A 24,500-nucleotide genomic window follows, 5' to 3' on the forward strand; every position below is an offset into this window, starting at 1 on the left:
GAGATCGCTTTAACGATGACGTCACGGTGCCACGGGGCCGTTTTACCACGCGACTGGTCCACGCTTTGCTTGTCACCATGCCGTAAATCGCGCATGCGAAGGCACGTGTGGCACCTATCGAAATCCGGCCGCTGCCGCTGACCGTCGAGGCACGCTTGCGATTGATCCGCCCAGCCGCGGCCCTGCCCACCGATTCCATCGCCTCGCTGCGCCGGCGGTATGCCGAGCTGCGGCCCGCGCTGCGCGAACGGTTGCCGGCCCTGGCGCTGGCGCTGATCCTGGAATTGCTGCTGGTCCTGGTGCTGCTATCGCTCGGTTCGGTGCAGCGCGAGGTGGCCGAGATGCGCGACACGCTGGTCGCCTTCACCACATCCGCCGCCGAAGACGAACCGGCGGAGACGCCCGCCCCTGCGCCGGTCGAAGTGCCCGAAATCGTCCAGGCCGCTCCGGCGCCGCCGCAACGCCCGCAGGCGACAGACGAGCCGGTCCCTCCCCTTGCACCGCCGCTGCCCGCCCCGCGCCCGATCCTTCGCAACAGCTTCTCGCTCGAAAGCGTGCCGAAGGCCGCCCCGCCTGCCACATCCGTCAAGCCGCAGACCTATGGGCCCGCCTCCAGCCCGGCGGCGGGCGACACGCCGCGGGTCGCGGGCAGCGGCCCGAATGGCGAGCCGCTCTACGCCGCGCGCTGGTATAGACGGCCCTATGACGACGAGCTTGCCGGCTATCTATCGACCGCGCGCGGGCCGGGCTGGGGCCTGATCGATTGCCGCACGGTGGCCGATTTCAGGGTCGAGGATTGCGTGGTGGTCGGCGAATCGCCGCGAGGGTCCGGGATCGGCAAGGCCGTGCAGGCAGCGGCCTGGCAGTTCAAGGTGCGCCCGCCGCAAAGGGGCGGTCGGCCGATGGTCGGCGAATGGGTGCGGATCCGAATTTCCTACGAGATCGATCCGGGCGCGGCTGCTCGAGCGCGCTTCCGCGACTGAGCGGCGATCAGGCGGCGCTCTTCGCCTTGCGTGCGCTGGCAATGTCGATCACGTCGCCGCATTCGAGCATGGTCTCGGCCTTCGCCTTGGAGCCATCGGCGCGAATGCCGAGATTGGCGCGTTCGACCAGGTAGAGGTCGGCGGGGCCGAGAATGCGACCGTCATGGCTGAGGATCGAGGTCGGTCCGATCGGCAGCCGGTCGCGCTCGTCGACGAGTACCGGGTTCTCCACCACTTCGGCGCCGTATTTCTGGCCCCATTGGCGCAGCGCGACCATTGCGGGCAGCAGGTCGAAGCCCTTGTCGGTCAGGCGGTATTCGATCTTGCGCTTGTCGTCGGCGCAGGGATCGCGCTTGAGGATTCCGTGTTCGACCAGCTTGGCGAGGCGGTTCGACAGGATGTTACGCGCGATGCCCAGCTCGCTGAGGAATTCCTCGAAATGGTGCAGGCCGTTGAAACTGGCGCGCAGGATCATGAAGGACCATCGCTCGCCCATGACCTCCAGCGCCTGCGGCAGGCCGCATTCGGTCAGTTCACGCAACGGTTCGCGGATGTCACCCATAAATTCAGTCCTCTTCCGACAACCTATCTACCGCAAATTCGGCGTTTGCCAAATTTTTCGAGATTTGAGTTGCATTGGGCAACCTATAGGCATAGGTAGTGATTCGCAACGGGTTGCTATTTGAAACTCAATTGCACTGAAATCAAGGCCCGTTGAAAATTTTGCAACCAGGAAGGATCTCCCCATGACCTCCACTCTCCCCCGCTCGGTCAATATCGGCGCCATCGCCGCTGCCTTCGCCTACACCTCGCTGACCTTCGGTGCCGCCATCGCGCCGACCGCCGCCGAAGCACGGTCGAACAGCACCTTCTACACCGTCGAACTGGCCCAGCCGGTCTCCGAACGCACCACCACCATTGCCGGCGGTGTCGCCTGGAACTGTAAGGGCACGACCTGTGTCGCGCAAAAGGGCAATTCGCGTCCGCTGCGCGTGTGCCGCGAACTCCAGCGCGAACATGGCGAAATCGCCGCCTTCACCGCCAAGGACGAAGCGCTCGATGCCGAAAAGCTGGCGAAGTGCAACGGCTGAACCGTCTTACCCCCACCCCTCTCCATCGGGTGGCAGACTCGAAGGCCCTGGCGAGCGATCGTCGGGGCCTTTTTCATATCAGCGCGCGGTTCGCCAGATCGTCCTCGAGCCGTTTCGAAGCGCGGAAGTGATGGACCTGCCAGCCGCATTGGGCGGCGGCATCGACATTGGCGGGATTGTCGTCGATGAATAGCATCGACCTTGCCGGCAGTCCGAACCGCCTTTCCGCCAGGGCGAAGATCGCCGGATCGGGTTTCGCCAGCCGCTCCTCGCCCGAGACCACGATATCGCGAAACCGGTCGAACACGGGCGCGGTCGGGCGAAAGCCGGCCCAGAACTCGGCCCCGAAATTGGTGATCGCGAACAGCGGCACATCGCGCGCATCGAGCCGCTCGACCAGAGCATGGCTGCCCGGCACCGGGCCGGGAATGGTTTCGTTGAACCGGGTGGCGTAGGCGCGAATCTCGGGTTCGAAATCGGGATAGAGCGCAATCCGCTCGGGCACCATTTCGGCCAGCGGCCTGCCGTGATCGGCCTCGAAATGCCATTCTTCGGTCACGACCTCGCCCAGCACCCTTTCCAGCCGCGCCGGGTCTTCGACGATCTTCTCGAACAGATGGCCAAGGCGCCATTGGTAGAGCACGCGCCCGACATCGAAGACAACCGCATCGACCTGCATCATACGACCTCAAATGCGAACGGCCCGCACTCCCTCGGGAGCCGGGCCGGTCTGCAAGACTGCTGCTCCCACGCGGAAGCAGCGCGCTAATCAGCCCTGGCGGGCCTTGAAGCGGCGGTTGGTCTTGTTGATGACATAGGTGCGCCCGCGGCGGCGGATGACGCGGCAATCGCGATGGCGGCCCTTGAGCGACTTGAGGCTATTGCGGATCTTCATGATGTCTCTCGTCAAATAAATACGCGCCGGAAATGGTGTTCCGACGCGCCGAAATCAAGCGCGCCGTTAAAGGCTGACGGGGATTCGGTCAACTGCTTTTGCGTGCGGGAAGCACATCCGTGCTTCCCTTGGCTGGTCCGTCCCGCTCCCCCTCCCAGCCACCCACGGCACGATATCTCATCGGCGGTCGGGAGGGAGCGGGATGGTACAGCCGAGCCGTCAGGCGAGCAAAGGAAGTCGGGGAGGTACGACCCGAACCGAGCAGATTCGAACCGACGCCCCTAACCACGCCTCGCTATCATCGGACCCAGCGGCTGCCCGCCGAAGATATGCACGTGCAGGTGGGGCACTTCCTGCCCGCCATGCGCGCCGACATTGGCCATCATCCGATAGCCCGGCTCGACCAGCCCCTTGTCGCGGGCCACCTTGCCCACCGCGCGGACGAAACCGGCGATCTCTTCCGCGCTCGCCTGTTCGCTGAAATCGTCCCAACTGACATAGCGACCCTTGGGCACCACCAGCGTATGCACCTCGGCCTGCGGGTTGATATCCTCGAAGGCGAAGGCCCACTCGTCTTCATAGACCTTGGTCGAAGGGATTTCCCCGCGCAGGATCCTGGCGAAGATATTGTCGTCGTCATAAGGCTGCGTCGGATCGATCGGCATTATTTCTCTCCTCCATCGGGTCCCCAGAAGATCACCCAGACCAGCAAATCCTCGCCGAATTCCTCGAACCGGTGCTCGGCACCGGCTTCGACGAAGATGACATCGCCCGGCCCGAACGGCAGCGTTTCGCCGCTCTTGGTGAAAGTCCCCGAGCCGGCGCGGATGAAATAGAGTTCGTCCTGGCGGTGCGGGGTCTGCACATTCGGATGATCCGGATGGTAGAGCATCACCCGCATGGTGCCGTGGCGAAGAACGTAATCACCCGGATTCGCTTCGAACCGGGCCAAGGGAACCAGCCAGGATGCGTCCGGGTCGGCGGGCATCACTCGCACCTGCTTGCCTTTTCCTCGATACCGGACACCCCCTCGCGCCGGTCGAGTTCGGCCAGCACGTCGGCCAGCGCAATGTCGCGCGCATTCAGCGCCACCAGCAGATGGAAAAGGATATCCGCGGCCTCGCCGACCAGTTCCTCGCTGCCGCCCGACAGCGTGGCCACCGCCGCTTCGACGCCTTCCTCGCCCAGCTTGCGCGCGATCTGCGGCAGGCCCCTGGCATGCAGGCTGGCGACGTAGCTTTGCGAAGGATCGGCCTCGCGCCGCTGCGCGATGGTCTGTTCGAGGCGGGATAGGGTGTCCATGCCCCGCGCTATGCACGGGCCGGGCGCACAGCGTCAATCGGCGTTGCGGCCGATCAGGAACCGCCCGATCAGCAGGCCACCGAGGCCCGCTGCCAACAGCGTCAGCGCGCTGGGTTCGACCAGGCGCGCGGCGATGCCGGCGGGACCGCCGAGATCCGCGAATTGCGCGGCCAGCGAGATGATCTGGCTGGACATGGCGATACTATACCATCGGCAAGCAAACGCGCGGTAAAGGGCTGCGGCGCTGTCCCGTCGCGGGACAGCTTTCGCTCAGCCGCGTGCGGGCAAGCCCGCCGCGCGCAAAGCGGCATGCGCTTCGGCGATCGTGTGTTCGCCGAAATGGAAGATCGAGGCGGCGAGCACCGCGCTGGCATGGCCGCGGGTCACACCCTTGACCAGATGGTCGAGCGTGCCGACTCCTCCGCTGGCAATGACCGGAACCGATACCGTATCGGCAATCGCGCGGGTCAGGTCGACATCGTAGCCTTTCTTGGTGCCGTCGCCGTCCATCGAGGTGACCAGCAATTCGCCCGCGCCGAGGTCGGCAAGCCGGATCGCGTGTTCGACCGCATCGATCCCGGTCGGCTTACGCCCGCCGTGAGTGTAGATTTCCCATCCCCGCGTCTTGCCGGTGATCGAGGCGCGCGCATCGACGCTGGCGACTACGCACTGGCTGCCGAATTTCTCGGCGATCTCGCGCACCAGTTCGGGGCGGCTGACGGCGGCGGAATTGACCGCGACCTTGTCCGCCCCGGCCAGCAGCAGCGCGCGCGCATCCTCCACGCTGCGCACGCCGCCGCCGACGGTCAGTGGCATGAAGCAGACCTTGGCCGTGCGTTCGACCATGTCGAGCAGCGTGCCGCGCCCTTCGTGACTGGCGGAGATATCGAGGAAGCACAATTCGTCCGCGCCTGCGGCATCATAGGCCTGCGCCTGTTCGACCGGATCGCCGGCATCCTTGAGGTCGACGAAATTGACGCCCTTGACCACGCGCCCGTCGGCGACGTCGAGACAGGGAATGACGCGGATGCGGACGGTCATGCCGCCCTCGCCAGGTCCAAAGCGGCGGGCAGATCGAGCCGCCCGTCATAAAGCGCGCGCCCCGTGATCACACCCTCGATCCCTTCATGCGCATGACGCGCAAGCTCTTCGATATCGGCGATTCCCGCGACCCCGCCGCTCGCGATGACCGGGATATCGACCTGCCGCGCGAGCCCGACGGTAGCCTCGAGATTGACGCCCGTGAGCAAGCCATCGCGGCCGATATCGGTGAACAGCAGGCTGGCGACGCCCGCATCCTCGAACCGCCGGGCAAGGTCGATCACCGGCACGTCGGACACATCGGCCCAGCCTTCGGTCGCGACCATGCCGTCCCTGGCATCGACCGCCACGACCACGCCGTGCGCATGTTCGCGCGCCATGTCCTTGACGAATTCGGGATCCTTCAGCGCGGCCGATCCCATTACGACCCGCGTCACCCCGGCGGCGAACCAGCCTTCGACATCCTCGCGCGTGCGGATACCGCCACCGAGCTGTACGCGACCCGGGAATGCCGCCACGATTGCTTCGACTGCCTTGCGATTGCGCGCACCGCCCGCGAAGGACCCGTCGAGATCGACGACATGCAAATGCTCCGCACCCGCCTCGGCGAACAGTCTCGCCTGCGCGGCGGGATCGTCGCCATAGACGGTCGCGCGATCCATATCGCCCTCGGCAAGGCGGACGACTTCGCCGCCCTTCAGGTCGATGGCCGGAAAGACGATCATGTTCCCGCTTCCGTTGCGGCGGTCGCGGCTGGCGAGGTTCTGATCGAAATCAAGGCTTCCACTCCAGGAACTTCGAGAGCAGATCGAGCCCATAGGCCTGGCTCTTCTCGGGGTGGAACTGCACGCCCACCAGATTGTCGCGACCGATGGCGGCCACCATCCCGCCGCCGTGATCGGTCATCGCAAGGACGTCTTCGTGGTGGCGCACCTTGAAATGGTATGAGTGGAGGAAATAGGCCTCGCCCTCGACAACCACCTCATGTCCGCGCGCATGCGGCATCGGAGCCACATCGTTCCAGCCCATATGCGGAACTTTCACGCTGGTATCGGTCGGTTGCATGAGCCGGACCGTGCCATCGATCCATCCGAGCCCCGGCGTCTCGCCATGTTCGAGCCCGCGCGCCGCGAGCAACTGCATGCCGACGCAGATGCCCAGGAACGGCGCACCGCCGACGAAAACGCGTTCGTGCATCGCCTCGATCACGCCCTTTTCCGCGCGAAGCCCTTCGGCGCAGGCCTTGAACGAGCCGACACCGGGCAGCACGATCCGGTCCGCCGCGCGGACCACGTCGGGATCGGCGGTGACCGTGACCTTCGCCCCGACCTTGCGCAGCGCGTTTTCCACCGAGTGGAGGTTGCCGGCGCCGTAGTCGATCAGAGCGACGATTTCATTGGCAGGCATTTACGATGCCTCCCGAGCGGCTGCTCCAGCCCGCGCCCCCTCCCGGCCACCCATAGAATACCGTGTCTTGGGTGGCCGGGAGGGGGCGCGGGACGGAATAGCAAGGTCGGAACACAGGTCCCGAGCGCACCAGACAGATAACACGTCACCCACCGAGCTGGCCCTTGGTGCTCGGGATAGCGCCGCCCTTGCGCGGATCGACTTCGACCGCGGCGCGCATGGCGCGGGCGAAGCCCTTGTAGATCGCCTCGCAGATATGGTGGTTGTTCTGGCCGTAGAGTAGCTCGACATGCAGCGTCAGCCCGCAGGTCTGCGCGACCGAATGGAACCAGTGCTCGATCAGCTCGGTATCCCATTCGCCCAGCTTTTCCTGGCTGAACCCGGCGCGCCACACGAGATAGGGCCGCCCGGAGATGTCGAGCGCGACGCGCGCTAGCGTTTCGTCCATCGGCGAATAGGCGCTGCCGTAGCGCGTGATCCCGCCCTTGTCGCCGAGCGCTGCGGCCAGCGCCTGGCCCAGCGCCAGCGCGCTGTCCTCGGTCGTGTGGTGCTGATCGACATGCAGGTCGCCATCGACCTTCATCGTCACGTCGATGAGCGAATGTTTGGCGAACTGTTCGACCATGTGATCGAGAAATCCGATGCCCGTGGCAATGTCATAGGACCCCGATCCGTCGAGATTCACCTCGACGAGAATCTTGGTTTCCGCGGTGTTTCGCTCGATCCGGCCTGTACGCATGCCCGCCGCGCTAGAACCGCAAGCCGCGAGGCGCAAGAAAATGCGCCTATCGGCAGGGTAAAGACGCGCTTAAACCGCTTGACCCCGCCCGCACGCCGCTCCACCTAAGAAGGCATGAGCGACGATACGCCCGACAGCCTGATCCCTTACGATTCCATCGTGCAGGAAGCCCTGCGCGCCGTCGTCGGCCGCGTGCTCGGCGAAATCGAGGAAGGCGGCGGCGAACTGCCCGGTGCGCATCATTTCTACATCACATTCAAGACCCATGCCCCCGGCGTCTCGATCCCCGCAAACCTGCGCGAGCGGTTCCCCGACGAGATGACCATCGTGCTCCAGAACAAGTTCTGGAACCTCAACGTGCGCGAGGATGGGTTCGCGGTGGGCCTGTCGTTCAACCAGGTTCCGGCCGAACTCGACATCCCTTACGCCGCGATCACGCAATTCGTCGATCCCGCGGTCGATTTCGGACTGCAGTTCCAGGCGACCGTCGCCGACATGGCCCCCGCGGCTACCGAACACCCGGACAATGACGGTTCGGAACAGGCGGAAGGCGCGACCGTTGATGATACCGAAGACGGCTCGAACGTCGTCACGGTCGATTTCGGCCGCAAAAAGTAAGCGCCGGGCCTTCCCGGCCAGACGGGGCAGGACATGGCGAAACTCGGGCTTACCGACGAAGACAAGCCGAACCATCTGACCGACGCGGTCGGCAAGAAGCTCGAGCGCGCGACGGACGATCTTCCCGGGCAGGACGATCCGGTGCCCGGGCCGAGCCCCAATCCCGCGACAAATCTCATCATTCACGATATCATGCTGCGCAGCGCGGGCCGCCTGTCGCGCATGGCGGTGGAGAAGGCGGTCCTGGGGCGACAATACGGCCAGCAATTCGCCAAGGACGCGGTCGAGAACCGCAGCCTGGTGCACACGCTTGCCGCCTACGGCGTGACCAAGGTCGCGACCAAGTCGGTGCCCGGCGCGCTGCTGGTGGGCACGGGGCTGGTGCTCAAGGTCCTGTTCGATCGCAGCCAGTCGCGGCGCAAATCGCGGCGCCGGGGCAATCGGACCTTGCAGCGCCAGGCCGATCCCGACGGCGAGATCTGACGGCAAGCCATGCGCGGGGGTTGATTCGCCCCCGCCCGATGCGCCAACAGCGCGCATGGCCGATTCCACCGTTTCGCACGACAAGCTCGCCCGCCGGGGCCTCATGTTCATCCTTTCCTCGCCGAGCGGCGCGGGCAAGACCACGATTTCGCGCATGCTGCTCGAAGCGGACGAGGAAATAAAGCTCTCAGTCAGCGTCACCACGCGCCCTCCACGCCCGGGCGAGGTCGACGGCGTGCATTACTATTTCGTCGACGATGCGGAGTTCGACCGGATGGTCGAGGAAGACGATTTCTACGAATGGGCGTACGTCTTCGGCCATCGCTACGGCACCCCCAAGGGCAGGATCCGCAACGCGTTGAAAGAGGGGCAGGACTTCCTGTTCGACATCGACTGGCAGGGCACGCAGCAGCTCTACCAGAAGGACCAGCAGGACGTGGTCCGCGTGTTCATTCTCCCGCCGAGCATCGCCGAGCTGGAGCGACGGCTGCGCAGCCGCGACACCGACAGCGACGATGTGATCGCCGCGCGAATGGAGCGCGCGCGCGCCGAGATCAGCCACTGGGACGCCTATGACTATGTGGTCATCAACGAGGACGTCGACGCCTGTTTTGCGCAAGTCCGCGAAATTCTCGACGCCGAACGCATGAAACGCCAGCGCCAGACGGGGCTGATCCCCTTCGTGCGCGAGCTGATGGCCTGAGCAGGCTCATGATCCGTCTTGAGACGCCGGGGCCAAGATGCGATTTGTCAATCGACGCGCGGCATGCACGCCTGCGTGATTCGTCGCGATATGGGTTCGATTTTGCAGGGTAGCGATGGCCGCGGTTGACTTCGAGAAGGGCGAGAAAACGATGGCTTTCCTCAAGAGCCATCGTCTGCCGCCGAGCCCGCAGAATTATACCCTCGCCTATATCGCGCTGTTCGACAGCGGCTCGCCGATCGGCCGGGCCATCCAGGAAATCGTCGACGAAGGCTACCGCATCAAGCAGGAAGAAGTCGACACGATCTTCGACCGCCACGGCGGCGCGGCAATCTACGGCTTGACGGACAAGGCGCAGGGTGAGCGCGCGGCCCATCTGCGGCACCAGACGATCAAGCTGGGCGAGCTTGCCTCTTCGGCTGCGGATGCCACGGGCGCCTTCGCCCGCGAGCTGTCCGAGGAAGCCGATCACTTCACCGGCGACAGTGCCAATACGCTGTCGATCGTGGGGCGCATGATCGAGCAGTCGCAGCAGGCGCAGGGGCGGCTGACCGAAGCCATGCAAGAGGTGAAGGAGCTGCGCGAAGAGCTCGAAGCGGCACGCAACGATGCGCATCGCGACGAGCTGACCGGCCTCGCCAATCGCCGCGCCATCGAGGCCTATCTTGCCGAACTGGCCGAGAAAGGCGCGCCGCGCGTGATCGCCTTGTGCGACATCGACAAATTCAAGTCGGTCAACGATCGCTACGGTCACGGCGTCGGCGACCGGGTGATCAAGCTGGTCGCCAAAACGCTGGAGGACATCTGCCGTCCGCATTTCGTCGGTCGCTGGGGCGGAGAGGAGTTCATCTTCGTGATGAGCGATGCCGATGCCGAAGCGGGCATCAAGCTGCTCGATCACGCGCGGCACGAACTGGCCAAGAAGGAATTCAAGCTGCGCGAAACTGACGAGCCGATGGGCCTGATCTCGTTTTCGGGAGGCGTCGCGCTGGCAGTGGGCGGCGAGGATGCCAATGCCGCCACACTGAAACTGGCGGACGAGGCACTTTACCGAGCCAAGTCCGAAGGCCGCAACCGCATTCTGGCGGCCTGATTAGAGGTCTTCGCCGGTTCGGATCATCCCGGCTGGGCGAAGTGGCTCGGCAGCAGCGCGTTGACGATGCCGCCGTCGACGGTGAGCGTCTCGCCGATCGTGTAATCGCCCGCGCGGCTGGCGAGGTACACGGCGGTTCCGCCCATATCGAATTTGTCGCCCACCCGCTTGTTCGGGATACCGGCAGCCGATTGCTCCTCGAAATCGCGCGCGGCGCGGTTCATGTTCGAGGGGAAGGCGCCCGGCGCGAGGCTCGTCACGTAGATATGGTCCTTGACCAGCCGCGCGGCCATCCGGCGCGTCAGGTGGATCAAGGCAGCCTTCGATGCCTGGTAGCTGTAGGTCTCCCATGGATTGACCCGCTGGCCATCGATCGAGGTGATGTTGATCACCTTGCCCGGCTGCTCCGCGCTGGCGGCGGCGGTCAGCAGCTTGTGCAGCTTCTGCGTGAGGAAGAAGGGCGTCTTGACGTTGAGGTCCATGACCTTGTCCCAGCCGCTCTCGGGGAATTCGAGATAATCGACACCCCAGGCCGCGCCGGCATTGTTGACGAGAATGTCGAGCTTGCTTTCGCGCTGCGACAGCTCCTCGACGAGGTTCTCGATCCCTTCGATCGTCGATAGATCGCCCTGAATGCCGATCACTTTCTCGCCCAGTTCGGCGCAGGTTTCCTCGATCTCGTTGATCTTTCGCGCGCTGATATAGACGCGCTCGATCCCGGCGGCGAGGAAACCCTCGACGATCATCTTGCCGATGCCGCGGCTGCCGCCGGTCACCAGCGCCACGCGGCCCTTGAGGCTGAACAGGTCTTCGAGGGTCATTGATCTTTTCCTTTCGTCATCCCGGCGCAAGCCGGGATCGCTCGCCGCACGGGCGGAGCCTGCCGACCGCGACCCCAGCCTTCGCCGGGGTGACGGTTTGATTAGTAGCCGCTCATCTCGGCGACACGACCGGCGTGGTAATACTGGTCGCCCAGGAATTCCTGCAGCGCGCGGTCGCGTTTCATATAGAGGCCGATGTCGTATTCATCGGTCATGCCGATGCCGCCGTGCATCTGCACGCCTTCGCGCACCGCGAGGCCGGCGACCTTGGCGACCTTGGCCTTGGCGACCGAGGCCATGAGGTCGGCCTTCTCGCTGCCCGCATCGAACAGCTGCGCGGCCTTGACGGTTACGGCGCGGGCGATCTCGACTTCGGAATAGAGATGCGCGGCGCGGTGCTGCAGCGCCTGGAATTCACCGATCACGCGGCCGAACTGCTTGCGCTGCTTGAGATAGTCGACAGTCATGTCCATCGCACCGCGCGCAACGCCCACGCCTTCCGCAGCCGAACCGACCCGGCCCGCCATCAGCATGGCGTCGAGCACTTCGCGGCCATTGTCGACCTCGCCGATCACCGCATCGCCGTCGAGCTCGACGCCGTCGAAGGTCACATGGCTCGCCATCGAGCTGTCGACCAAGCGCACGCTGTCGTGGCTCATGCCTGCCGCATCCTGCGGCACGGCGAACAGCGTGACGCCGTCCTTATCGCTATCGTCGCCCGAAGTGCGCGCGGCAACCACGATCATCTCGCTGCTGGCGCCGTAGACCACGAAGTCCTTCTTGCCGGTGAGCTTGAAGCCGTTGCCCGACTTTTCCGCCTTGCAGGCGATGCGTTCTGGGCGGTGCTTGCGTCCTTCGTCGATCGCCACGCCATAGACCTTGTCGCCCGAAAGCAGGTCTGGCAGCCAGCGGCCCTTCACGTCGTTGCTGCCATGCTTCAGCGCGGTGGCAGCCAGCACGGAGGAGGACAGGAAGGGCGAAGGCGTGAGGTTTCGACCGATTTCCTCGAGCACGATATTCGCTTCGACCTGGCCCATGCCGAGCCCGCCATCGTTTTCATCGACCAGCATGCCGGTGAAACCCATTTCGGCGAACTGCTTCCACAATGCGTGGCCGAAACCATCCTTGCATTCGCGGTCGCGCCAGTGGCGCAGCTGGTTCTTGATCGAGCCTTCCTCGGCCATGAATTGGCCCGCGGTGTCGGCCAGCATCGTCTGGTCGTCGTCGTAATAGAGAGGCATCGATCAGGCTCCCGGGAGTTCGAGGATGCGTTTGGAAATGACGTTGAGCATGACCTCGGACGTGCCGCCCTCGATGCTGTTCGCCTTGGTGCGCAGCCAGTTGCGCGAGGGTTTGCCGCCGCTCGTCTCCTCGCTGTCCCATTCGAGCGCATGGCTTCCGCCCGCCGCCATCATCAGCTCGTGGCGGCGCTTGTTGAGCTCGGTCCCGGCATATTTCATCATGTTCGGCTGCGCGGGATGCGCCTTGCCGACCTTGATCTCGTCGAGGAACTTCTCGCCCATCGCGGCATAGGCCAGCGCATCGACGTCGAATTGCGCCAGTTCGGCGCGCAAGACGGGATCGATCTCGCCATTGGCACGGGCAAGCGCGGCGCCGATCGCGCTGGTGCGATCGCCGCCGTCCGCGCCAGAGATCATCTCGCGCTCATGGCCGAGCAGGTATTTCGCGACATCCCAACCACGATTGATCTCGCCGACATAGGCGGGAACGTCATCGCCATAGCTCTTGGGCACTGTCACATCGTCGAAAAAGGTCTCGCAAAACGGGCTGTTACCGCTGATCAGCAGGATCGGCTTGGTCGACACGCCTTCGCTGGCCATGTCGTAGAGCATGAAGGTGATGCCGCGGTACTTGTCGTCCTTGTCGGTGCGCACCAGGCAGAAAATCCAGTCGGCCTTGTCGGCATAGGAGGTCCAGACCTTCTGGCCATTGACCACCCAGTGATCGCCCTTGTCCTCGCCAAAGGTCTGCAGGCTCACGAGGTCCGAGCCGCTGCCCGGTTCGGAATAGCCCTGGCACCAGCGGATTTCGCCGCGCGCGATCTCGTTGAGGAAGCGCTGTTTCTGGCCTTCGGTGCCGAAATGCAGCAGCGCCGGGCCGAGCATCCAGATGCCGAAGCTGGAGAGCGGCGGCCGCGCGCCGATCGCGCTCATTTCCTCGCGCAGAACCTTGGCCTGTGCGGGCGAGAGGCCGGCACCGCCATATTCCTTGGGCCATGCGGGAACGGTGTAACCCTTGTCACGCGCGGCCTCGAACCATGCCTTCTGTGCGTCATTCTTGAAGGTGGCGTTGCGGCCGCCCCAGTAAATGTCGTCCTCGTCGCGGACCGGCTCGCGCATTTCAGGCGGGCAGTTGGCTTCGAGCCATGCGCGCGTTTCGGCGCGAAAGCTTTCCAGATCGCTGTCGGACATTGGCCAATCCTCTCTTTTCAAACCAGCGGTATGTTGACGCTTACGTTAGGGTGATTCGCCCTAATTGCGCAAGGCCAGTCGCGATGGCCCGCATTGCCGTAACGTCGGCCGGAATGCGTTGACGCATTGCCCTGCTCGCCTAAGCTGGGCGCGGAGAAATTCGGGGAGAGAGTAGGGATGCGATTCTCGGACAGGACCGTGGTCGTCACGGGAGCGGCGTCGGGTATCGGCGCGGCCGCGACTGCGCTGTTCGCGCGCGAAGGAGCGGTGGTTTTCGCGAGCGACATCGACGTCGAGAGCGGCAAAAAGCTCGCCGAAGAAACCGAAGGCGACGTGCGGTTCGTCCGCTGCGACGTGTGCGATCCGGCGGCAATCGAGGTGCTGATGGACCGCGCCGCCGAAGAAACCGGCGGCATCGATACGCTGCTCAACAATGCCGGTGCGGGCGGAGCGCGCGAAAGCATCGAGGAGATCGAGCCCGATGCCTGGGACACCACGATGGACCTGCTGCTGCGCTCGGTCGCGATGGGCATCCGTTACGCGGTCCCGCATATGAAGGCCCGCCCAAGCACGAAAAAGGGCGGCGCGAGCATTGTCAACGTCTCGAGCGTCGCCGCGGTCGGTCCCGGCTATTCGCCGACCACCTATGCCGTCGCCAAGGCCGGCGTGCTGCATCTGACCAAATGCGCGGCGACCGATCTCGCGCAGCACGGCATCCGCGTGAATGCGGTGCAGCCGGGCTTCATCAATACGAATATCTTCACCGCCAGCCTCGACATCCCCGATGAGCTCAAGACACAGGCCAAGGCGATGATCGCGCAGATGTCCTCCAATGCACAGCCGGTGGCGCGCGGCGGCGAGCCGATCGATATCGCGGAGGCGGTCGCCTATCTCGCAAGCGATGCGGCGGGCTTCGTCACCGGCACCTCGCTGATCGTCGATGGCGGCATCACGCTCGGCCCGCGGCACAGCTGGGACCCGGAGGAAGGCGGCGCCTTCGAAGCGCTGATCGCGCTCGAGGAGCAGGTCAAACAGACGCAGCAGACCGCCTGATGCCCTTCGTCACCGGCCCCCTCCCCCAGCGCCTCAAGCTGATCCACGGCTTCGGCGCGGTGGCCTTTGGGGTGAAAGATTCGGGATTCTCGTTCTTCCTGCTGATTTTCTACAACCAGGCTTTGGGAATGGATGCGGGCACGGTCAGCCTGGCGCTGGCACTGGCGCTGCTGATCGACGCCTTCATCGACCCGCTGCTGGGCAATCTGTCCGACCGCACCTGGTCGCGCTGGGGCAGGCGTCTGCCATGGCTTTATGCGGCGCCCATTCCGCTGGCCTTTGCCTGGGTGCTGATGTGGCATCCGCCTGGAGGCGGTACGCCCGGTTTCTGGGAATTGCTCGCCATCGCGGTGTCGGTGCGCATCCTGCTGTCGGCCTGCGAAGTGCCCTCGGTCAGCCTGCTGCCCGAGATCACCGCCGATTACGACGAGCGCACCACGCTGTTCCGCTATCGCTACCTGTTCGGATGGTGCGGCGGGTTGTTGATGATGTTCCTCGCCTATTTCGTCCTTATGCCGGGCGCCGAAGGCCTGCTGCAGCCCGAGGGCTATTTCTGGTTCGGGCTGGTCGGTGCGTTCGTGATGGCTATTTCGGTGCTCGGCTCGGCGCTCGGCCAGCATTCGCTCGTCGCGGGATATCCCGAAACCAAGGCGCCGCCCTTCACCTGGCGCGGTGCCTTCGGCGAGATCGTCGACGCATTCAGCGAGAAGGCCTTCCTGATCTTCGCCGCCGGCGCGCTGGCCGCCTATATCAGCCAGGGTCTGACTTTCTCGCTGACCAATTACATCAATCTGTTCGTCTGGCAGTTCGACACCGCGGAACTGCGCATCTTCCCGGTCATCCTGTTCCTTTCGGTCATCGCGATGTTCTTCATCGTCGGGCCGATGCACCGCCGCTGGGGCAAACCGAAGAGCGCGGTCATCGGCGCGCTGGGATCGCTGGGCGTGATCCTGACCCCCTTCACGCTCTACCTGACAGGCTTTTGGCCGACGGTCGGCACGCCGACCAGCGCGGCGCTGTTCTATGCCTTCCTGCTGGTATCGAACACGTTGGGCGTGGTGGTGATGATTTCGGGCAGTTCGATGATCGCCGAGATCGTCGAGGCTTATCAGGAGCGCACCGGCCGCCGCGCCGAGGGGAGCTTCTATTCGGGCAACTGGTTCGTCCAGAAATGCGCCACCGGCGGCGGCATATTGATCGGCGGCCAGGTGATCGCGCTGTCGAACCTGCCCGCGGGTGCCGCGCCCGAGACCGTGTCGTCCGAGGTCGTAACGCAGATGATCCTGCTCTACTGCGGATCGATTACCGTGCTCGGCTGCATCGCCGCCTACTGGCTGGGCCGCTTCCCGATCGACCGCGCGCAGCACGAAGCGCGCGTCGCCGCGCTCGACGCCGCGGCGCGGGCCGATGTCGATGCGGCCGTCACCCCACCCTGATTATCGCTTGGCGCGGCCCCGCTGCCGTGCCAGTTTCCTGAAGATACGGAATCGAGAGAGAAGAGGATAGCAACGATGGATTTCGAACCGACAGAACGGCAAGCATACTGGCGCGACCGGGTGAAGAATTTCATCGACGACCATATCCGCCCCGCAGTTGCGACCTACAAGCAGCAGGACGCCGAGGGCGACCGTTGGAAGGTCATTCCGGTGGTCGAAGAGCTCAAGGCCAAGGCCAAGAAGGAGGGCATCTGGAACCTCTTCATGCCGCCGCGCAACGAGGGCCATCACCATGTCGAGGAGAGTTACGAGTTCGAAGGCCCGGGCCTGACCAATCTCGAATACGCGCTGTGCGCCGAGGAAATGGGCCGCATCGGCTTCGCTTCCGAGGTGTTCAACTGTTCCGCGCCCGACACGGGCAACATGGAAGTGTTCCACCGCTACGGCACGCGCGCGCAGAAGGACGAATGGCTGACCCCGCTGATGCATGGGGAGATCCGCTCGGCCTTCCTCATGACCGAGCCGTTCACCGCCTCCTCGGATGCCACCAATATCGAGACGCGGATCGAACGCGATGGCGACGAATATGTCATCAATGGCCGCAAATGGTGGTCCTCGGGCGTGGGCGATCCGCGCTGCAAGGTCGCCATCGTCATGGGCAAGACCGATTTCGAGGCCAAGCGCCACGCGCAGCAATCGATGATCCTGATGCCGATGGACGCGCCCGGCGTGAAGGTGCTGCGCCACCTTCCCGTCTTCGGCTATGACGACGCGCCGCATGGTCACATGGAAGTCGAGCTCAAGGACGTGCGCGTTCCCGTCGACAACATGCTGCTGGGCGAAGGCCGCGGCTTCGAGATCGCGCAGGGCCGCCTCGGCCCGGGCCGCATCCACCACTGCATGCGCACCATCGGCGTCGCCGAGGAAGCGCTGCACAAGATGTGCAAGCGCCTGCAGGAGCGCGAAGCCTTCGGCAAGCCGATCTACAAGCATTCGGTCTGGGAAGAGCGCGTGGCGCGTGCCCGCATCGATATCGACATGACCCGCCTGCTCTGCCTCAAGGCGGCCGACATGATGGACAAGGTCGGCAACAAGGCTGCGAAGCAGGAAATCGCCATGATCAAGGTGCAGGCGCCCAACATGGCGCTGAAGATCATCGACGATGCGATCCAGGCGCATGGCGGCGGCGGCGTGTCCGACGATTACGGCCTCGCAAACGCCTATGCGCACCAGCGCACCCTGCGGCTTGCCGACGGCCCCGACGAGGTCCACGCGCGCTCGATCGCGCGGATGGAATTCGCCAAGCACCTGCCCGAAAAGGGCCCATCCGCCAATGCCCTGCGCGAAGGCGCCGCCCCGACCGCGGGAGACGAGAACCTCAGCTCGGGCGACATGGGTGTGGCGCGCTGATGGCCAAGGCAGCAATCCTCGAACAGGTCGGCGGGCTCACCATCGGTGAGGTCGAGCTTGCCGACCCGGCCCCGCACGAGGTCCTTATCGATACCAAGGCCTGCGGCCTGTGCCATTCGGATCTCCACTTCATCGACGGCGCCTATCCGCACCCGCTGCCCGCCATCCCCGGCCACGAGGCTGCGGGTGTGGTGCGCGCGGTCGGCAGCGAGGTGAAGACGGTGAAGCCGGGCGATCACGTGGTCTCCTGCCTCTCGGCCTTCTGCGGACACTGCGAGTTCTGCGTCACCGGACGCATGGCGCTGTGCATGGGGGCCGACACCCGGCGCGAGCAGACCGCCGCGCCGCGCATTACGCGCGGTGGTGGCGAAACGGTCAACCAGATGCTCAACCTGTCGGCCTTTGCCGAACAGATGCTGATCCATGAGCATGCCTGCGTCGCGATCGACAAGGACATGCCGCTGGACCGTGCCGCCGTGATCGGCTGCGCGGTGACCACGGGCGCAGGCGCGATCTTCAACGCCTGTTCGGTCGTCCCCGGCGAAGCCGTGGCGGTGGTCGGCTGCGGCGGCGTGGGTCTGGCGACCGTCAATGCGGCCAAGATCGCGGGGGCAGGCAAGGTCATCGCCATCGATCCTCTGCCCGAGAAACGCCAGCTCGCCGAAGTGCTCGGCGCTACGCATACCGTCGATGCCATGGCCGACGACGCGGTCGAGCAAGTGATGAAGATCACCGGCGGCGGCGTGCACCATGCGATCGAGGCGGTCGGCCGGCAGGCCAGCGCGGACCTTGCGGTCAAGCTGCTGCGTCGCGGCGGTACAGCCACGATCCTCGGCATGATGCCACTGGACTGCAAGGTCGGCCTCGGCGCGATGGATTTGCTGTCGGGGAAGAAGCTGCAGGGCGCGATCATGGGGATGAACCACTTCCCGGTCGACTTGCCGCGCCTGGTCGATTTCTACATGCGCGGGCTGCTCGATCTCGACACGATCATCGCCGAGCGGATCCCGCTCGAGAAGATCAACGAGGGCTTCGAGAAGATGAAGCAGGGCACCTCCGCCCGCAGCGTGATAGTGTTCGACTAGGCAATGCGCCCCAGCGAATGCTGGGGCCTCCACCGGCCAGGCGCCGACCCGAAGGAGGTCCCAGCCTTCGCTGGGAAACAGCTATGAGTGAAATCGATTTCGACAAGGAAATGGTCGGCACGATCGAAGTGCCGGAGGCCGATCGGATGGACCTCGACGCGCTGACCGCGTGGTTCGAGGCGCATGTCGAGGGCTTCGCAGGCCCGATCAGCTATACCAAGTTCAAGGGCGGACAGTCGAACCCGACCTACCGGATCGACACGCCGGAACGCAGCTACGTGCTGCGCCGCCAGCCCTTCGGCAAGCTGCTACCGAGCGCGCATGCGGTGGACCGCGAATACAAGGCCATGCACGCGCTGGGGCCGACCGGATTCCCCGTGCCGAAGACCTATGGCCTATGCGAGGACCCGGAGGTCATCGGCAGCAAGTTCTTCGTCATGGGCCTCGCCGACGGGCGGAGCTTGTGGAACGGCGCGCTGCCCGATTATTCGCCCGAAGAGCGGCGCGAAATCTACAATGCCATGATCGACACCATGGCCGAGCTGCACCTGCGCAAGCCGGACGAGATCGGCCTGGGCGATTACGGAAAGCCGACCGATTATTGCGCGCGCCAGATCTCGCGCTGGTCGAAGCAGTACAAGCTGTCCGAGACCGAGCATATGCCGCAAATGGAGCGGCTGATCGAATGGCTGCCCGAGACCATCCCGCCTCAGCACGAATCGAGCGTGGTTCATGGCGATTACCGGCTCGACAATCTGATCTTCCACAAGAGCGAGAACCGCGTTTTGGCGGTGCTCGACTGGGAGCTGTCGACACTGGGCGATCCGATCGCCGACTTCAGCTATCTGATGCTCAACTGGCACAACCCGCATGACGGGCGCGCGGGCCTGCTCGGCCTCGACCTCGACGCGCTGGGTATCCCGACGCAAGACGAGGCGGTCGAACGCTATGTCGCGCGCACCGGCTATCCGGTCCCGCCGATGGACTGGTACTTCGCCTACAATCTGTTCCGCCTCGCAGGGATCATGCAGGGCATCAAGAAACGCGTGATCGACGGGACCGCATCGAGCGCACACGCCAAGTCGATGTCCGAACGCGTCGCACCGCTGGTCGAGCGCGCCTATCAGTTCGCGCAGGCGGCGGGGATGGACTAGCGCGGGGGGCCTGCTAACGAGCGCTCCGGAATTGCAAACGGAGACCAGCATGAGCGCCGACCTCGAAAATCGCATCACCGCGGCGTGGGACGACCGCGCCAATGTCACGCCGCAAAGCGCGGATGTGCGCGAGGCGGTCGAGGCGGCGCTGGCCATGCTCGACAGCGGAGAGGGCCGCGTCGCCGAGCCCGACGGCCAGGGTGGCTGGACGGTCAATCAGTGGCTCAAGAAAGCGGTTCTGCTCAGCTTCCGCCTCAACGACAACCGCGTGATGGACGGCGGCAGCGCCGGCCACCCGGCCTTCGACAAGGTGCCGAGCAAGTTCGCCGGCTGGGACGATGCCTGCTTCCGCCAGGCAGGCTTCCGCGTCGTGCCCGGCGCGATCGCGCGCAAAGGCGCCTGTATCGCGCCCGGCTGCGTGCTGATGCCCAGCTTCGTCAACATCGGGGCCTATGTCGGCAAGGGCACGATGGTCGACACCTGGGCCAGCATCGGCAGCTGCGCGCAGATCGGCGAAAATTGCCATATCTCGGCAGGGACGGGCATCGGCGGCGTGCTCGAACCCATGCAGGCCAACCCGACGATCATCGGCGACAATTGCTTCATCGGCGCGCGCTCGGAAATCGTCGAAGGGGTGATCGTCGGTGAAGGCTGCGTCGTGGCCATGGGCGTCTTCATCACCCAGTCGACCAAGATCGTCTACCGCGATACGGGCGAGGTCATCCACGGCCATATCCCACCCTATTCGGTGGTGGTGCCCGGATCACTGCCCGGCAAGGATGGCGGTCCCGGCCTCGCCTGTGCGGTCATCGTGAAGACGGTCGATGCGCAGACTCGGGAGAAAACAGCGATCAATGACCTCCTGCGCGACTGAGCGCACAGGAACATTCGCAACAGCGGAGCGTAAATCCTCCTAGAACGAGTGGGATCGCAAAATTTCAGGGAGTATCAATTCGTGCACAAGCAAGGCGACGAAATTCATGTAACCGATACCGAGGCGAGCGGCGGCTCGAAGGAAGGCGTCGTGCGCTGGGTGCTGGCCGGCGGCCTGCTGCTGGCCGTAATCCTGATGTCGATCGTCTGGATCGTTCCCGCGCTCACCACTGGCGATGTGGAAGAAGAGGGCACCGTCAGCGGCCAGATATCGTCGATGGAGGAAGAGGGCGACACCACCGACAGCATCGTCGGCGTGCCGAGCGAAACCGATCTCGGCGACGATCAGGTCGCCGCACCCGAGGGGGATCAGACCGAATTCGAGAACGGCATCGAGGTCATCGAGAACTGAGCAAGCCGGAGAGAGGTCGCCATGAGTAATTCGAACAGTTTCCAGACCGACCAGTACGTCCAGTGGGATTGGGGCAGCGGCAAGGGCAAAGGCCAGATCAAGGAGCGTTTCGAACGCGAGGTCACCCGCACCCTGCAGGGCACCGAGGTCACCAAGGATGGCGACAAGGATAATCCCGCCTACCTCATCAAGCAGGATGACGGCGACGAGGTGCTCAAGCGCGGTAGCGAGCTGGAAGCGCAGGACTGAACCATGGCCAAGGCTAAAAGCAAGGCGCAGCAACAGGCCGCCGGCGCCGCATTGGCGGCCAAGCGTGGCGAGAGCGACGCCGGTGATCTTCAAGGCGCGTCGAAGCAGATGTACGACAGCATGAGCGAGGACGAACTCGAGGAAATGGCCTCGACCGACCGATCGGGCCTTCCCGAACAAGCCGATCAGGACGACTGATCGCTTGGTCCGGGGCCGGTCCTGTGACGCCGTTGGCGAAGGGCCGACACTGGAGGGGCCGTGACGAACAGCCTGCCGGACGACACCCAGGTCATCAGCGCGACGTTCAACGAACAATTGCTGATCGGCGCGGCGATGATCGCAGTTTGCGTGGTCATCCACGGGATGGGCCTGTTCACCATCCAGCGCGTGCTGTCGGGTGAGCGGATGAGCAAGCGTTTCGAGAAGCTGCGCCCGTTATCCGTCACCGGCGCCGGCTTCACGCTGATCGCAGTGTTCGCGATCATCTTCATCCATTTCGTCGAGATCTGGCTGTTCGCCTTCCTCTACGATTATCTCGGCGCGCTACACTCATTCAGCGAGGCTTTGTATTTTTCGACGATCAGCTATGCGACAATCGGCTATTCGGACGCGTCGATCCACCAGGAATGGCGCATGGTCGCCGCCCTCGAAGGCGTGGTCGGAATTATCTTGCTGGGCTGGTCGACCGCCTTCTTCGTTCGCATCCTCGGACGGCTCGAAGGCGATGACGGTAAGCGCCGTTAAAACCTAGCCTTCTTCGTCGCGCGGCTCGCCAACCGCATATTCGATCGGCGTCATGTCCGCAGCACTTGCGGCGTAGGCTTCTGCTGCGCGCATGACGCGCATCATGTTGCGCGCGGCGATTTTTTCGAGATCCTCCTGCGAATAGCCGCGTTCGGCAAGCTCCACGAACAGCGCCGGATAGCCGGTAACGTCCTCCATTCCGACCGGTCCCGTAGGCATGCCGTCATAGTCCCCGCCGATCCCGATGGCATCGATACCCGCGACGTCGCGGATATGATCGATATGGTCGGCCATGTCCGAAATGGTCGAAACCGGCGGACGGTTTTCGGCATCCCATTTCGCCAATTGCGCTTCGACCGTATCGGGCAGGCCGGAATACAGGGCCTCGAGGCGAGCCTTTTCCGCCGCGCGGTCGGCCGCGTGCTGGCGCAGATCCTCGGTGATGAACCACGGCAGCGCGACCACCATCACGATGCCGCCGTTTTCGGGCAGGCGGGCGAGCACGCTGTCGGGCACGTTGCGCAGGTGGCCGGTGACCGCGCGCGCGCCCGAATGGCTGAAGATCACCGGCGCCCGCGCCACATCGAGCGCATCGTGCATCGCGGCTTCGCTCACATGGCTGAGATCGACCAGCATGCCGATCCGGTTCATTTCGCGGACCACGTCCATGCCGAAAGCGTTGAGTCCGTCATGCCTGGGCGCGTCGGTCGCGCTGTCGGCCCAACTCAGCGTCTTGCCATGCGTCAGCGTCATGTAGCGCGCGCCGAGGTCGTACATCTGGCGCAGCACGGCGAGGCTCGATCCGATCGAATGGCCGCCTTCCATGCCCAGCAGCGAAGCGATCCGGCCCGCCTCCATCGCTTCCTCGACCTCGTCGGCGGTCAGCGCCAGCTGGAGGTCGTTCGTATAGCGCGCGATCAGCCGCTTGGTGACATCGATCTGTTCGACGGTCGCCTGCACCGCTTCCGCCTCGGGCAGGCTGGGGCTGACATAGACCGACCACCACTGGGCCCCGACCCTGCCCTGGCGCAGGCGGAAGATGTCCGAATGCATGGCATTGCGCCCATCGCGCGCGGTGTCGAGCGTGTCGCGGAAATCGAATTCGTTGATCCGGTTGCCGAAACGCGCGCGTAGCTGGATTGGCACGTCGTTGTGGCCGTCCCACACCGGCGCCGCTTCGAGGGCCGCGGCGGCCGTTTCCTCTGCCGAGCTTTGCGCCGACACCGGTCCGGCGGTCGCAAGAGCGGTCGTGGCGGCAGCAGCAAGCAGGAAATGGCGCATGTTCAGGAACCCCTTGTCATCTTGCGGGCTGTCCTAGCAAAGAGGATCGGCAAGGAAAGGCCCCAATCATGACCATGACCGCCCGCTGGAATGGCGAGACGCTGGCGCGCAGCGACGACACGGTCGTCGTGGAAGGCAATCACTACTTCCCCGCGGGCGACGTCGCGCGCGGCGTGCTGGTGCCGAGCGAGACCACCAGCCACTGCCCGTGGAAGGGCACCGCAAATTACTATTCGATCAATGCCGGCGGCGAAATGAACGCCGATGCGGCCTGGTATTATCCCGAACCGAAGGAGGCGGCGGCCGATATCAGGGACCGCATCGCGTTCTGGAAAGGCGTCGAGGTGGTCGAGGAGTGACTTCGGCCGCGGCACTCATCGAAAAGCTCGGTTTGGCGCCACACCCCGAGGGCGGTTGGTACCGCGAGACCTGGCGCGCACCGGCCCCCAATGGCGAACGAGCGAGCGCGACGGCGATCCATTTCCTGCTCGAGCACGGCCAGAATTCGCACTGGCACCGGGTCGATGCCGCCGAAATCTGGCTCTGGCATGCGGGAGACCCGCTCGAGCTGTCGCTTGCAAAAAGCGATGACGGCCCCATCGAAACCATTCTGCTCGGCCCCGATGTGACCGGCGGACAGGCGGTCCAGCATGTCATTCCGCCGCACTGGTGGCAGGCCGCCCGACCGACCGAAGGCAAGGCAGGTTACGCGCTCATGTCCTGCATCGTCTCGCCGGGGTTCGAATTCTCCGGTTTCGAACTGGCCGCAGCAGACTGGCACCCGGGCGCATGATCCGCGCCGGGCTGCGCTGGTTGCTCGGCCTGTTCTATGCCCTGGCAGGATCTATCCACCTTGCCGATCCCGCACCTTTCCTGACCATCATGCCCCGCTGGGTGCCTGCTCCCGAAGCGGTTGTTTTCTGGACCGGCATAGCCGAATTGCTGGGCGCGGCGGCGCTGGTACAATGGGCCAGTCTGCCGCTGCGCCGCGCGGGCGCCATCGGCCTGGCGCTCTACGCCGTCTGCGTGTTTCCGGCGAACATCCATCATTTCGCGCTCGACATGGCGCAGCCCGATGGCGGGCTCGGTCTCGGCTATCACATACCGAGGATGATCGCGCAGCCGCTTATCGCCTGGCTGGCGCTGTGGACCGGCGGCGTAACGGACTGGCCGCTGCGCCGCCGGTGACCGCAGA

34 protein-coding genes are annotated in these 24,500 nt (G+C 64.6%); 19 read left to right on the forward strand and 15 right to left on the reverse strand.

What is annotated here, in order from left to right; genetic code table 11:
• The first annotated feature begins 107 nt into the window (after positions 1-107).
• On the forward strand, positions 108-983 hold the full coding sequence (locus ACQY4G_RS03035; protein ID WP_421993007.1) for a hypothetical protein: 876 nt from the start codon (positions 108-110) through the stop codon (positions 981-983).
• Between the two features lie 7 nt (positions 984-990).
• On the opposite strand, the gene ACQY4G_RS03040 is transcribed toward ACQY4G_RS03035, so the two are convergent.
• The gene (locus tag ACQY4G_RS03040; RefSeq protein WP_067695530.1) at positions 991-1,545 is read right to left on the reverse strand and encodes a winged helix-turn-helix transcriptional regulator; all 555 of its coding nucleotides are present in this window, start codon (positions 1,543-1,545) and stop codon (positions 991-993) included.
• A 184-nt stretch (positions 1,546-1,729) separates the two neighbouring features.
• On the opposite strand from ACQY4G_RS03040, the gene ACQY4G_RS03045 reads away from it, so the two are divergent.
• A complete protein-coding gene (locus ACQY4G_RS03045; protein WP_067695533.1) occupies positions 1,730-2,074 on the forward strand; it encodes a CC_3452 family protein in 345 nt (114 codons plus the stop codon).
• Positions 2,075-2,147: 73 nt separating this feature from the next.
• On the opposite strand, the gene ACQY4G_RS03050 is transcribed toward ACQY4G_RS03045, so the two are convergent.
• The 10 genes from ACQY4G_RS03050 to hisB form a co-directional block, all read right to left on the reverse strand.
• The gene (locus tag ACQY4G_RS03050) at positions 2,148-2,756 is read right to left on the reverse strand and encodes an HAD family hydrolase (protein ID WP_421993009.1); all 609 of its coding nucleotides are present in this window, start codon (positions 2,754-2,756) and stop codon (positions 2,148-2,150) included.
• A gap of 87 nt (positions 2,757-2,843) precedes the next feature.
• Positions 2,844-2,969 (reverse strand): type B 50S ribosomal protein L36, encoded by a 126-nt coding sequence (gene ykgO, locus ACQY4G_RS03055; RefSeq protein ID WP_050599643.1) that lies wholly within the window; start codon positions 2,967-2,969, stop codon positions 2,844-2,846.
• Between the two features lie 281 nt (positions 2,970-3,250).
• Positions 3,251-3,634, reverse strand: a complete 384-nt coding sequence (locus tag ACQY4G_RS03060) for a histidine triad nucleotide-binding protein (RefSeq protein WP_421993011.1) — start codon at positions 3,632-3,634, stop codon at positions 3,251-3,253.
• The gene (locus ACQY4G_RS03065; RefSeq protein WP_291177441.1) at positions 3,634-3,957 is read right to left on the reverse strand and encodes a cupin domain-containing protein; all 324 of its coding nucleotides are present in this window, start codon (positions 3,955-3,957) and stop codon (positions 3,634-3,636) included. Before ACQY4G_RS03065 ends, ACQY4G_RS03060 begins: the two co-directional genes overlap by 1 nt.
• Positions 3,957-4,271: a phosphoribosyl-ATP diphosphatase gene (locus ACQY4G_RS03070; protein WP_421993013.1), complete on the reverse strand. Its 315-nt coding sequence runs from the start codon at positions 4,269-4,271 to the stop codon at positions 3,957-3,959. Before ACQY4G_RS03070 ends, ACQY4G_RS03065 begins: the two co-directional genes overlap by 1 nt.
• A 33-nt stretch (positions 4,272-4,304) precedes the next feature.
• Complete coding sequence (locus ACQY4G_RS03075) at positions 4,305-4,466, reverse strand: hypothetical protein (protein ID WP_157075195.1); 162 nt, start codon at positions 4,464-4,466, stop codon at positions 4,305-4,307.
• 75 nt (positions 4,467-4,541) lie between these two features.
• On the reverse strand, positions 4,542-5,312 hold the full coding sequence (gene hisF / locus ACQY4G_RS03080; RefSeq protein WP_291177435.1) for an imidazole glycerol phosphate synthase subunit HisF: 771 nt from the start codon (positions 5,310-5,312) through the stop codon (positions 4,542-4,544).
• Positions 5,309-6,037 (reverse strand): 1-(5-phosphoribosyl)-5-[(5-phosphoribosylamino)methylideneamino]imidazole-4-carboxamide isomerase, encoded by a 729-nt coding sequence (hisA, locus tag ACQY4G_RS03085; RefSeq protein ID WP_421993015.1) that lies wholly within the window; start codon positions 6,035-6,037, stop codon positions 5,309-5,311. Before hisA ends, hisF begins: the two co-directional genes overlap by 4 nt.
• A gap of 49 nt (positions 6,038-6,086) precedes the next feature.
• Positions 6,087-6,719 carry an imidazole glycerol phosphate synthase subunit HisH gene (gene hisH, locus ACQY4G_RS03090; RefSeq protein WP_421993017.1) on the reverse strand — a complete coding sequence of 211 codons (633 nt, stop codon included), beginning with the start codon at positions 6,717-6,719 and terminating at the stop codon, positions 6,087-6,089.
• Positions 6,720-6,864: 145 nt separating this feature from the next.
• Positions 6,865-7,458 (reverse strand): imidazoleglycerol-phosphate dehydratase HisB, encoded by a 594-nt coding sequence (hisB, locus tag ACQY4G_RS03095; protein WP_421993019.1) that lies wholly within the window; start codon positions 7,456-7,458, stop codon positions 6,865-6,867.
• 114 nt (positions 7,459-7,572) lie between these two features.
• Here hisB and ACQY4G_RS03100 point away from each other — a divergent pair, with 114 nt between their 5' ends.
• The 4 genes from ACQY4G_RS03100 to ACQY4G_RS03115 all read left to right on the forward strand — a co-directional run bounded on the left by ACQY4G_RS03100 (position 7,573) and on the right by ACQY4G_RS03115 (position 10,355).
• Positions 7,573-8,076: an SspB family protein gene (locus tag ACQY4G_RS03100; protein ID WP_067695552.1), complete on the forward strand. Its 504-nt coding sequence runs from the start codon at positions 7,573-7,575 to the stop codon at positions 8,074-8,076.
• A 33-nt stretch (positions 8,077-8,109) separates the two neighbouring features.
• Positions 8,110-8,559 carry a hypothetical protein gene (locus ACQY4G_RS03105; RefSeq protein ID WP_067695555.1) on the forward strand — a complete coding sequence of 150 codons (450 nt, stop codon included), beginning with the start codon at positions 8,110-8,112 and terminating at the stop codon, positions 8,557-8,559.
• Positions 8,560-8,614: 55 nt separating this feature from the next.
• The gene (gene gmk, locus ACQY4G_RS03110; RefSeq protein WP_421993021.1) at positions 8,615-9,262 is read left to right on the forward strand and encodes a guanylate kinase; all 648 of its coding nucleotides are present in this window, start codon (positions 8,615-8,617) and stop codon (positions 9,260-9,262) included.
• A 115-nt stretch (positions 9,263-9,377) separates the two neighbouring features.
• Entirely contained in the window at positions 9,378-10,355 is a 978-nt protein-coding gene (locus ACQY4G_RS03115; RefSeq protein ID WP_421993023.1) for a GGDEF domain-containing protein, read from the forward strand.
• Positions 10,356-10,378: 23 nt separating this feature from the next.
• Here ACQY4G_RS03115 and ACQY4G_RS03120 read toward each other — a convergent pair whose 3' ends face one another.
• The 3 genes from ACQY4G_RS03120 to ACQY4G_RS03130 form a co-directional block, all read right to left on the reverse strand.
• Entirely contained in the window at positions 10,379-11,176 is a 798-nt protein-coding gene (locus ACQY4G_RS03120; protein WP_291177420.1) for an SDR family oxidoreductase, read from the reverse strand.
• Between the two features lie 101 nt (positions 11,177-11,277).
• Positions 11,278-12,417, reverse strand: coding sequence for an acyl-CoA dehydrogenase family protein (locus ACQY4G_RS03125; protein WP_421993025.1), 1,140 nt, complete (start codon positions 12,415-12,417; stop codon positions 11,278-11,280).
• A 3-nt stretch (positions 12,418-12,420) separates the two neighbouring features.
• The gene (locus tag ACQY4G_RS03130) at positions 12,421-13,608 is read right to left on the reverse strand and encodes an acyl-CoA dehydrogenase family protein (RefSeq protein ID WP_421993027.1); all 1,188 of its coding nucleotides are present in this window, start codon (positions 13,606-13,608) and stop codon (positions 12,421-12,423) included.
• A 177-nt stretch (positions 13,609-13,785) separates the two neighbouring features.
• Between ACQY4G_RS03130 and ACQY4G_RS03135 the strand changes: the two genes are divergently transcribed.
• The 10 genes from ACQY4G_RS03135 (at position 13,786) to ACQY4G_RS03180 (ending at position 22,024) form a co-directional block, all read left to right on the forward strand.
• Positions 13,786-14,661 (forward strand): SDR family NAD(P)-dependent oxidoreductase, encoded by an 876-nt coding sequence (locus ACQY4G_RS03135; RefSeq protein WP_421993029.1) that lies wholly within the window; start codon positions 13,786-13,788, stop codon positions 14,659-14,661.
• Positions 14,661-16,097 carry an MFS transporter gene (locus ACQY4G_RS03140; RefSeq protein ID WP_421993031.1) on the forward strand — a complete coding sequence of 479 codons (1,437 nt, stop codon included), beginning with the start codon at positions 14,661-14,663 and terminating at the stop codon, positions 16,095-16,097. Before ACQY4G_RS03135 ends, ACQY4G_RS03140 begins: the two co-directional genes overlap by 1 nt.
• 75 nt (positions 16,098-16,172) lie before the next feature.
• Positions 16,173-17,507: an acyl-CoA dehydrogenase family protein gene (locus ACQY4G_RS03145; RefSeq protein WP_421993033.1), complete on the forward strand. Its 1,335-nt coding sequence runs from the start codon at positions 16,173-16,175 to the stop codon at positions 17,505-17,507.
• Positions 17,507-18,592 (forward strand): Zn-dependent alcohol dehydrogenase, encoded by a 1,086-nt coding sequence (locus ACQY4G_RS03150; protein ID WP_421993035.1) that lies wholly within the window; start codon positions 17,507-17,509, stop codon positions 18,590-18,592. The genes ACQY4G_RS03145 and ACQY4G_RS03150 overlap by 1 nt, the downstream gene beginning before the upstream one ends.
• 83 nt (positions 18,593-18,675) lie before the next feature.
• The gene (locus ACQY4G_RS03155) at positions 18,676-19,746 is read left to right on the forward strand and encodes a phosphotransferase family protein (RefSeq protein ID WP_421993037.1); all 1,071 of its coding nucleotides are present in this window, start codon (positions 18,676-18,678) and stop codon (positions 19,744-19,746) included.
• A 49-nt stretch (positions 19,747-19,795) separates the two neighbouring features.
• Positions 19,796-20,620 carry a 2,3,4,5-tetrahydropyridine-2,6-dicarboxylate N-succinyltransferase gene (dapD, locus tag ACQY4G_RS03160; RefSeq protein WP_421993039.1) on the forward strand — a complete coding sequence of 275 codons (825 nt, stop codon included), beginning with the start codon at positions 19,796-19,798 and terminating at the stop codon, positions 20,618-20,620.
• An 81-nt stretch (positions 20,621-20,701) separates the two neighbouring features.
• Positions 20,702-21,031, forward strand: a complete 330-nt coding sequence (locus ACQY4G_RS03165; protein WP_198147720.1) for a hypothetical protein — start codon at positions 20,702-20,704, stop codon at positions 21,029-21,031.
• Positions 21,032-21,052: 21 nt separating this feature from the next.
• Complete coding sequence (locus tag ACQY4G_RS03170) at positions 21,053-21,280, forward strand: DUF2945 domain-containing protein (protein ID WP_421993041.1); 228 nt, start codon at positions 21,053-21,055, stop codon at positions 21,278-21,280.
• 3 nt (positions 21,281-21,283) lie between these two features.
• Positions 21,284-21,478, forward strand: a complete 195-nt coding sequence (locus ACQY4G_RS03175; RefSeq protein WP_421993043.1) for a DUF3008 family protein — start codon at positions 21,284-21,286, stop codon at positions 21,476-21,478.
• Between the two features lie 60 nt (positions 21,479-21,538).
• The gene (locus ACQY4G_RS03180) at positions 21,539-22,024 is read left to right on the forward strand and encodes a potassium channel family protein (protein WP_291168919.1); all 486 of its coding nucleotides are present in this window, start codon (positions 21,539-21,541) and stop codon (positions 22,022-22,024) included.
• 3 nt (positions 22,025-22,027) lie between these two features.
• On the opposite strand, the gene ACQY4G_RS03185 is transcribed toward ACQY4G_RS03180, so the two are convergent.
• Positions 22,028-23,305: a dipeptidase gene (locus tag ACQY4G_RS03185; protein WP_421993045.1), complete on the reverse strand. Its 1,278-nt coding sequence runs from the start codon at positions 23,303-23,305 to the stop codon at positions 22,028-22,030.
• A 68-nt stretch (positions 23,306-23,373) separates the two neighbouring features.
• Here ACQY4G_RS03185 and ACQY4G_RS03190 point away from each other — a divergent pair, with 68 nt between their 5' ends.
• The 3 genes from ACQY4G_RS03190 to ACQY4G_RS03200 are packed head-to-tail and all read left to right on the forward strand — an operon-like array spanning position 23,374 to position 24,493.
• A complete protein-coding gene (locus ACQY4G_RS03190) occupies positions 23,374-23,664 on the forward strand; it encodes a DUF427 domain-containing protein (RefSeq protein WP_421993047.1) in 291 nt (96 codons plus the stop codon).
• Positions 23,661-24,098: a cupin domain-containing protein gene (locus ACQY4G_RS03195; protein ID WP_421993049.1), complete on the forward strand. Its 438-nt coding sequence runs from the start codon at positions 23,661-23,663 to the stop codon at positions 24,096-24,098. The genes ACQY4G_RS03190 and ACQY4G_RS03195 overlap by 4 nt, the downstream gene beginning before the upstream one ends.
• Positions 24,095-24,493, forward strand: a complete 399-nt coding sequence (locus ACQY4G_RS03200) for a DoxX family protein (protein ID WP_421993051.1) — start codon at positions 24,095-24,097, stop codon at positions 24,491-24,493. Before ACQY4G_RS03195 ends, ACQY4G_RS03200 begins: the two co-directional genes overlap by 4 nt.
• Positions 24,494-24,500: the final 7 nt, after the last annotated feature.

This window comes from Qipengyuania sp., assembly GCF_965277845.1.
Lineage (GTDB): Bacteria > Pseudomonadota > Alphaproteobacteria > Sphingomonadales > Sphingomonadaceae > Qipengyuania.

Coding starts and splice junctions, on each gene's coding strand:
- ACQY4G_RS03040 (WP_067695530.1), bottom strand. CDS start 1,545: ATGGGTGACATCCGCGAACCGTTGCGTGAACTGACCGAATGCGGCCTG.
- ACQY4G_RS03045 (WP_067695533.1), top strand. CDS start 1,730: ATGACCTCCACTCTCCCCCGCTCGGTCAATATCGGCGCCATCGCCGCT.
- ACQY4G_RS03050 (WP_421993009.1), bottom strand. CDS start 2,756: ATGATGCAGGTCGATGCGGTTGTCTTCGATGTCGGGCGCGTGCTCTAC.
- ykgO (WP_050599643.1), bottom strand. CDS start 2,969: ATGAAGATCCGCAATAGCCTCAAGTCGCTCAAGGGCCGCCATCGCGAT.
- ACQY4G_RS03060 (WP_421993011.1), bottom strand. CDS start 3,634: ATGCCGATCGATCCGACGCAGCCTTATGACGACGACAATATCTTCGCC.
- ACQY4G_RS03065 (WP_291177441.1), bottom strand. CDS start 3,957: ATGCCCGCCGACCCGGACGCATCCTGGCTGGTTCCCTTGGCCCGGTTC.
- ACQY4G_RS03070 (WP_421993013.1), bottom strand. CDS start 4,271: ATGGACACCCTATCCCGCCTCGAACAGACCATCGCGCAGCGGCGCGAG.
- ACQY4G_RS03075 (WP_157075195.1), bottom strand. CDS start 4,466: ATGTCCAGCCAGATCATCTCGCTGGCCGCGCAATTCGCGGATCTCGGC.
- hisF (WP_291177435.1), bottom strand. CDS start 5,312: ATGACCGTCCGCATCCGCGTCATTCCCTGTCTCGACGTCGCCGACGGG.
- hisA (WP_421993015.1), bottom strand. CDS start 6,037: ATGATCGTCTTTCCGGCCATCGACCTGAAGGGCGGCGAAGTCGTCCGC.
- hisH (WP_421993017.1), bottom strand. CDS start 6,719: ATGCCTGCCAATGAAATCGTCGCTCTGATCGACTACGGCGCCGGCAAC.
- hisB (WP_421993019.1), bottom strand. CDS start 7,458: ATGCGTACAGGCCGGATCGAGCGAAACACCGCGGAAACCAAGATTCTC.
- ACQY4G_RS03100 (WP_067695552.1), top strand. CDS start 7,573: ATGAGCGACGATACGCCCGACAGCCTGATCCCTTACGATTCCATCGTG.
- ACQY4G_RS03105 (WP_067695555.1), top strand. CDS start 8,110: ATGGCGAAACTCGGGCTTACCGACGAAGACAAGCCGAACCATCTGACC.
- gmk (WP_421993021.1), top strand. CDS start 8,615: ATGGCCGATTCCACCGTTTCGCACGACAAGCTCGCCCGCCGGGGCCTC.
- ACQY4G_RS03115 (WP_421993023.1), top strand. CDS start 9,378: ATGGCCGCGGTTGACTTCGAGAAGGGCGAGAAAACGATGGCTTTCCTC.
- ACQY4G_RS03120 (WP_291177420.1), bottom strand. CDS start 11,176: ATGACCCTCGAAGACCTGTTCAGCCTCAAGGGCCGCGTGGCGCTGGTG.
- ACQY4G_RS03125 (WP_421993025.1), bottom strand. CDS start 12,417: ATGCCTCTCTATTACGACGACGACCAGACGATGCTGGCCGACACCGCG.
- ACQY4G_RS03130 (WP_421993027.1), bottom strand. CDS start 13,608: ATGTCCGACAGCGATCTGGAAAGCTTTCGCGCCGAAACGCGCGCATGG.
- ACQY4G_RS03135 (WP_421993029.1), top strand. CDS start 13,786: ATGCGATTCTCGGACAGGACCGTGGTCGTCACGGGAGCGGCGTCGGGT.
- ACQY4G_RS03140 (WP_421993031.1), top strand. CDS start 14,661: ATGCCCTTCGTCACCGGCCCCCTCCCCCAGCGCCTCAAGCTGATCCAC.
- ACQY4G_RS03145 (WP_421993033.1), top strand. CDS start 16,173: ATGGATTTCGAACCGACAGAACGGCAAGCATACTGGCGCGACCGGGTG.
- ACQY4G_RS03150 (WP_421993035.1), top strand. CDS start 17,507: ATGGCCAAGGCAGCAATCCTCGAACAGGTCGGCGGGCTCACCATCGGT.
- ACQY4G_RS03155 (WP_421993037.1), top strand. CDS start 18,676: ATGAGTGAAATCGATTTCGACAAGGAAATGGTCGGCACGATCGAAGTG.
- dapD (WP_421993039.1), top strand. CDS start 19,796: ATGAGCGCCGACCTCGAAAATCGCATCACCGCGGCGTGGGACGACCGC.
- ACQY4G_RS03170 (WP_421993041.1), top strand. CDS start 21,053: ATGAGTAATTCGAACAGTTTCCAGACCGACCAGTACGTCCAGTGGGAT.
- ACQY4G_RS03175 (WP_421993043.1), top strand. CDS start 21,284: ATGGCCAAGGCTAAAAGCAAGGCGCAGCAACAGGCCGCCGGCGCCGCA.
- ACQY4G_RS03185 (WP_421993045.1), bottom strand. CDS start 23,305: ATGCGCCATTTCCTGCTTGCTGCTGCCGCCACGACCGCTCTTGCGACC.
- ACQY4G_RS03190 (WP_421993047.1), top strand. CDS start 23,374: ATGACCATGACCGCCCGCTGGAATGGCGAGACGCTGGCGCGCAGCGAC.
- ACQY4G_RS03200 (WP_421993051.1), top strand. CDS start 24,095: ATGATCCGCGCCGGGCTGCGCTGGTTGCTCGGCCTGTTCTATGCCCTG.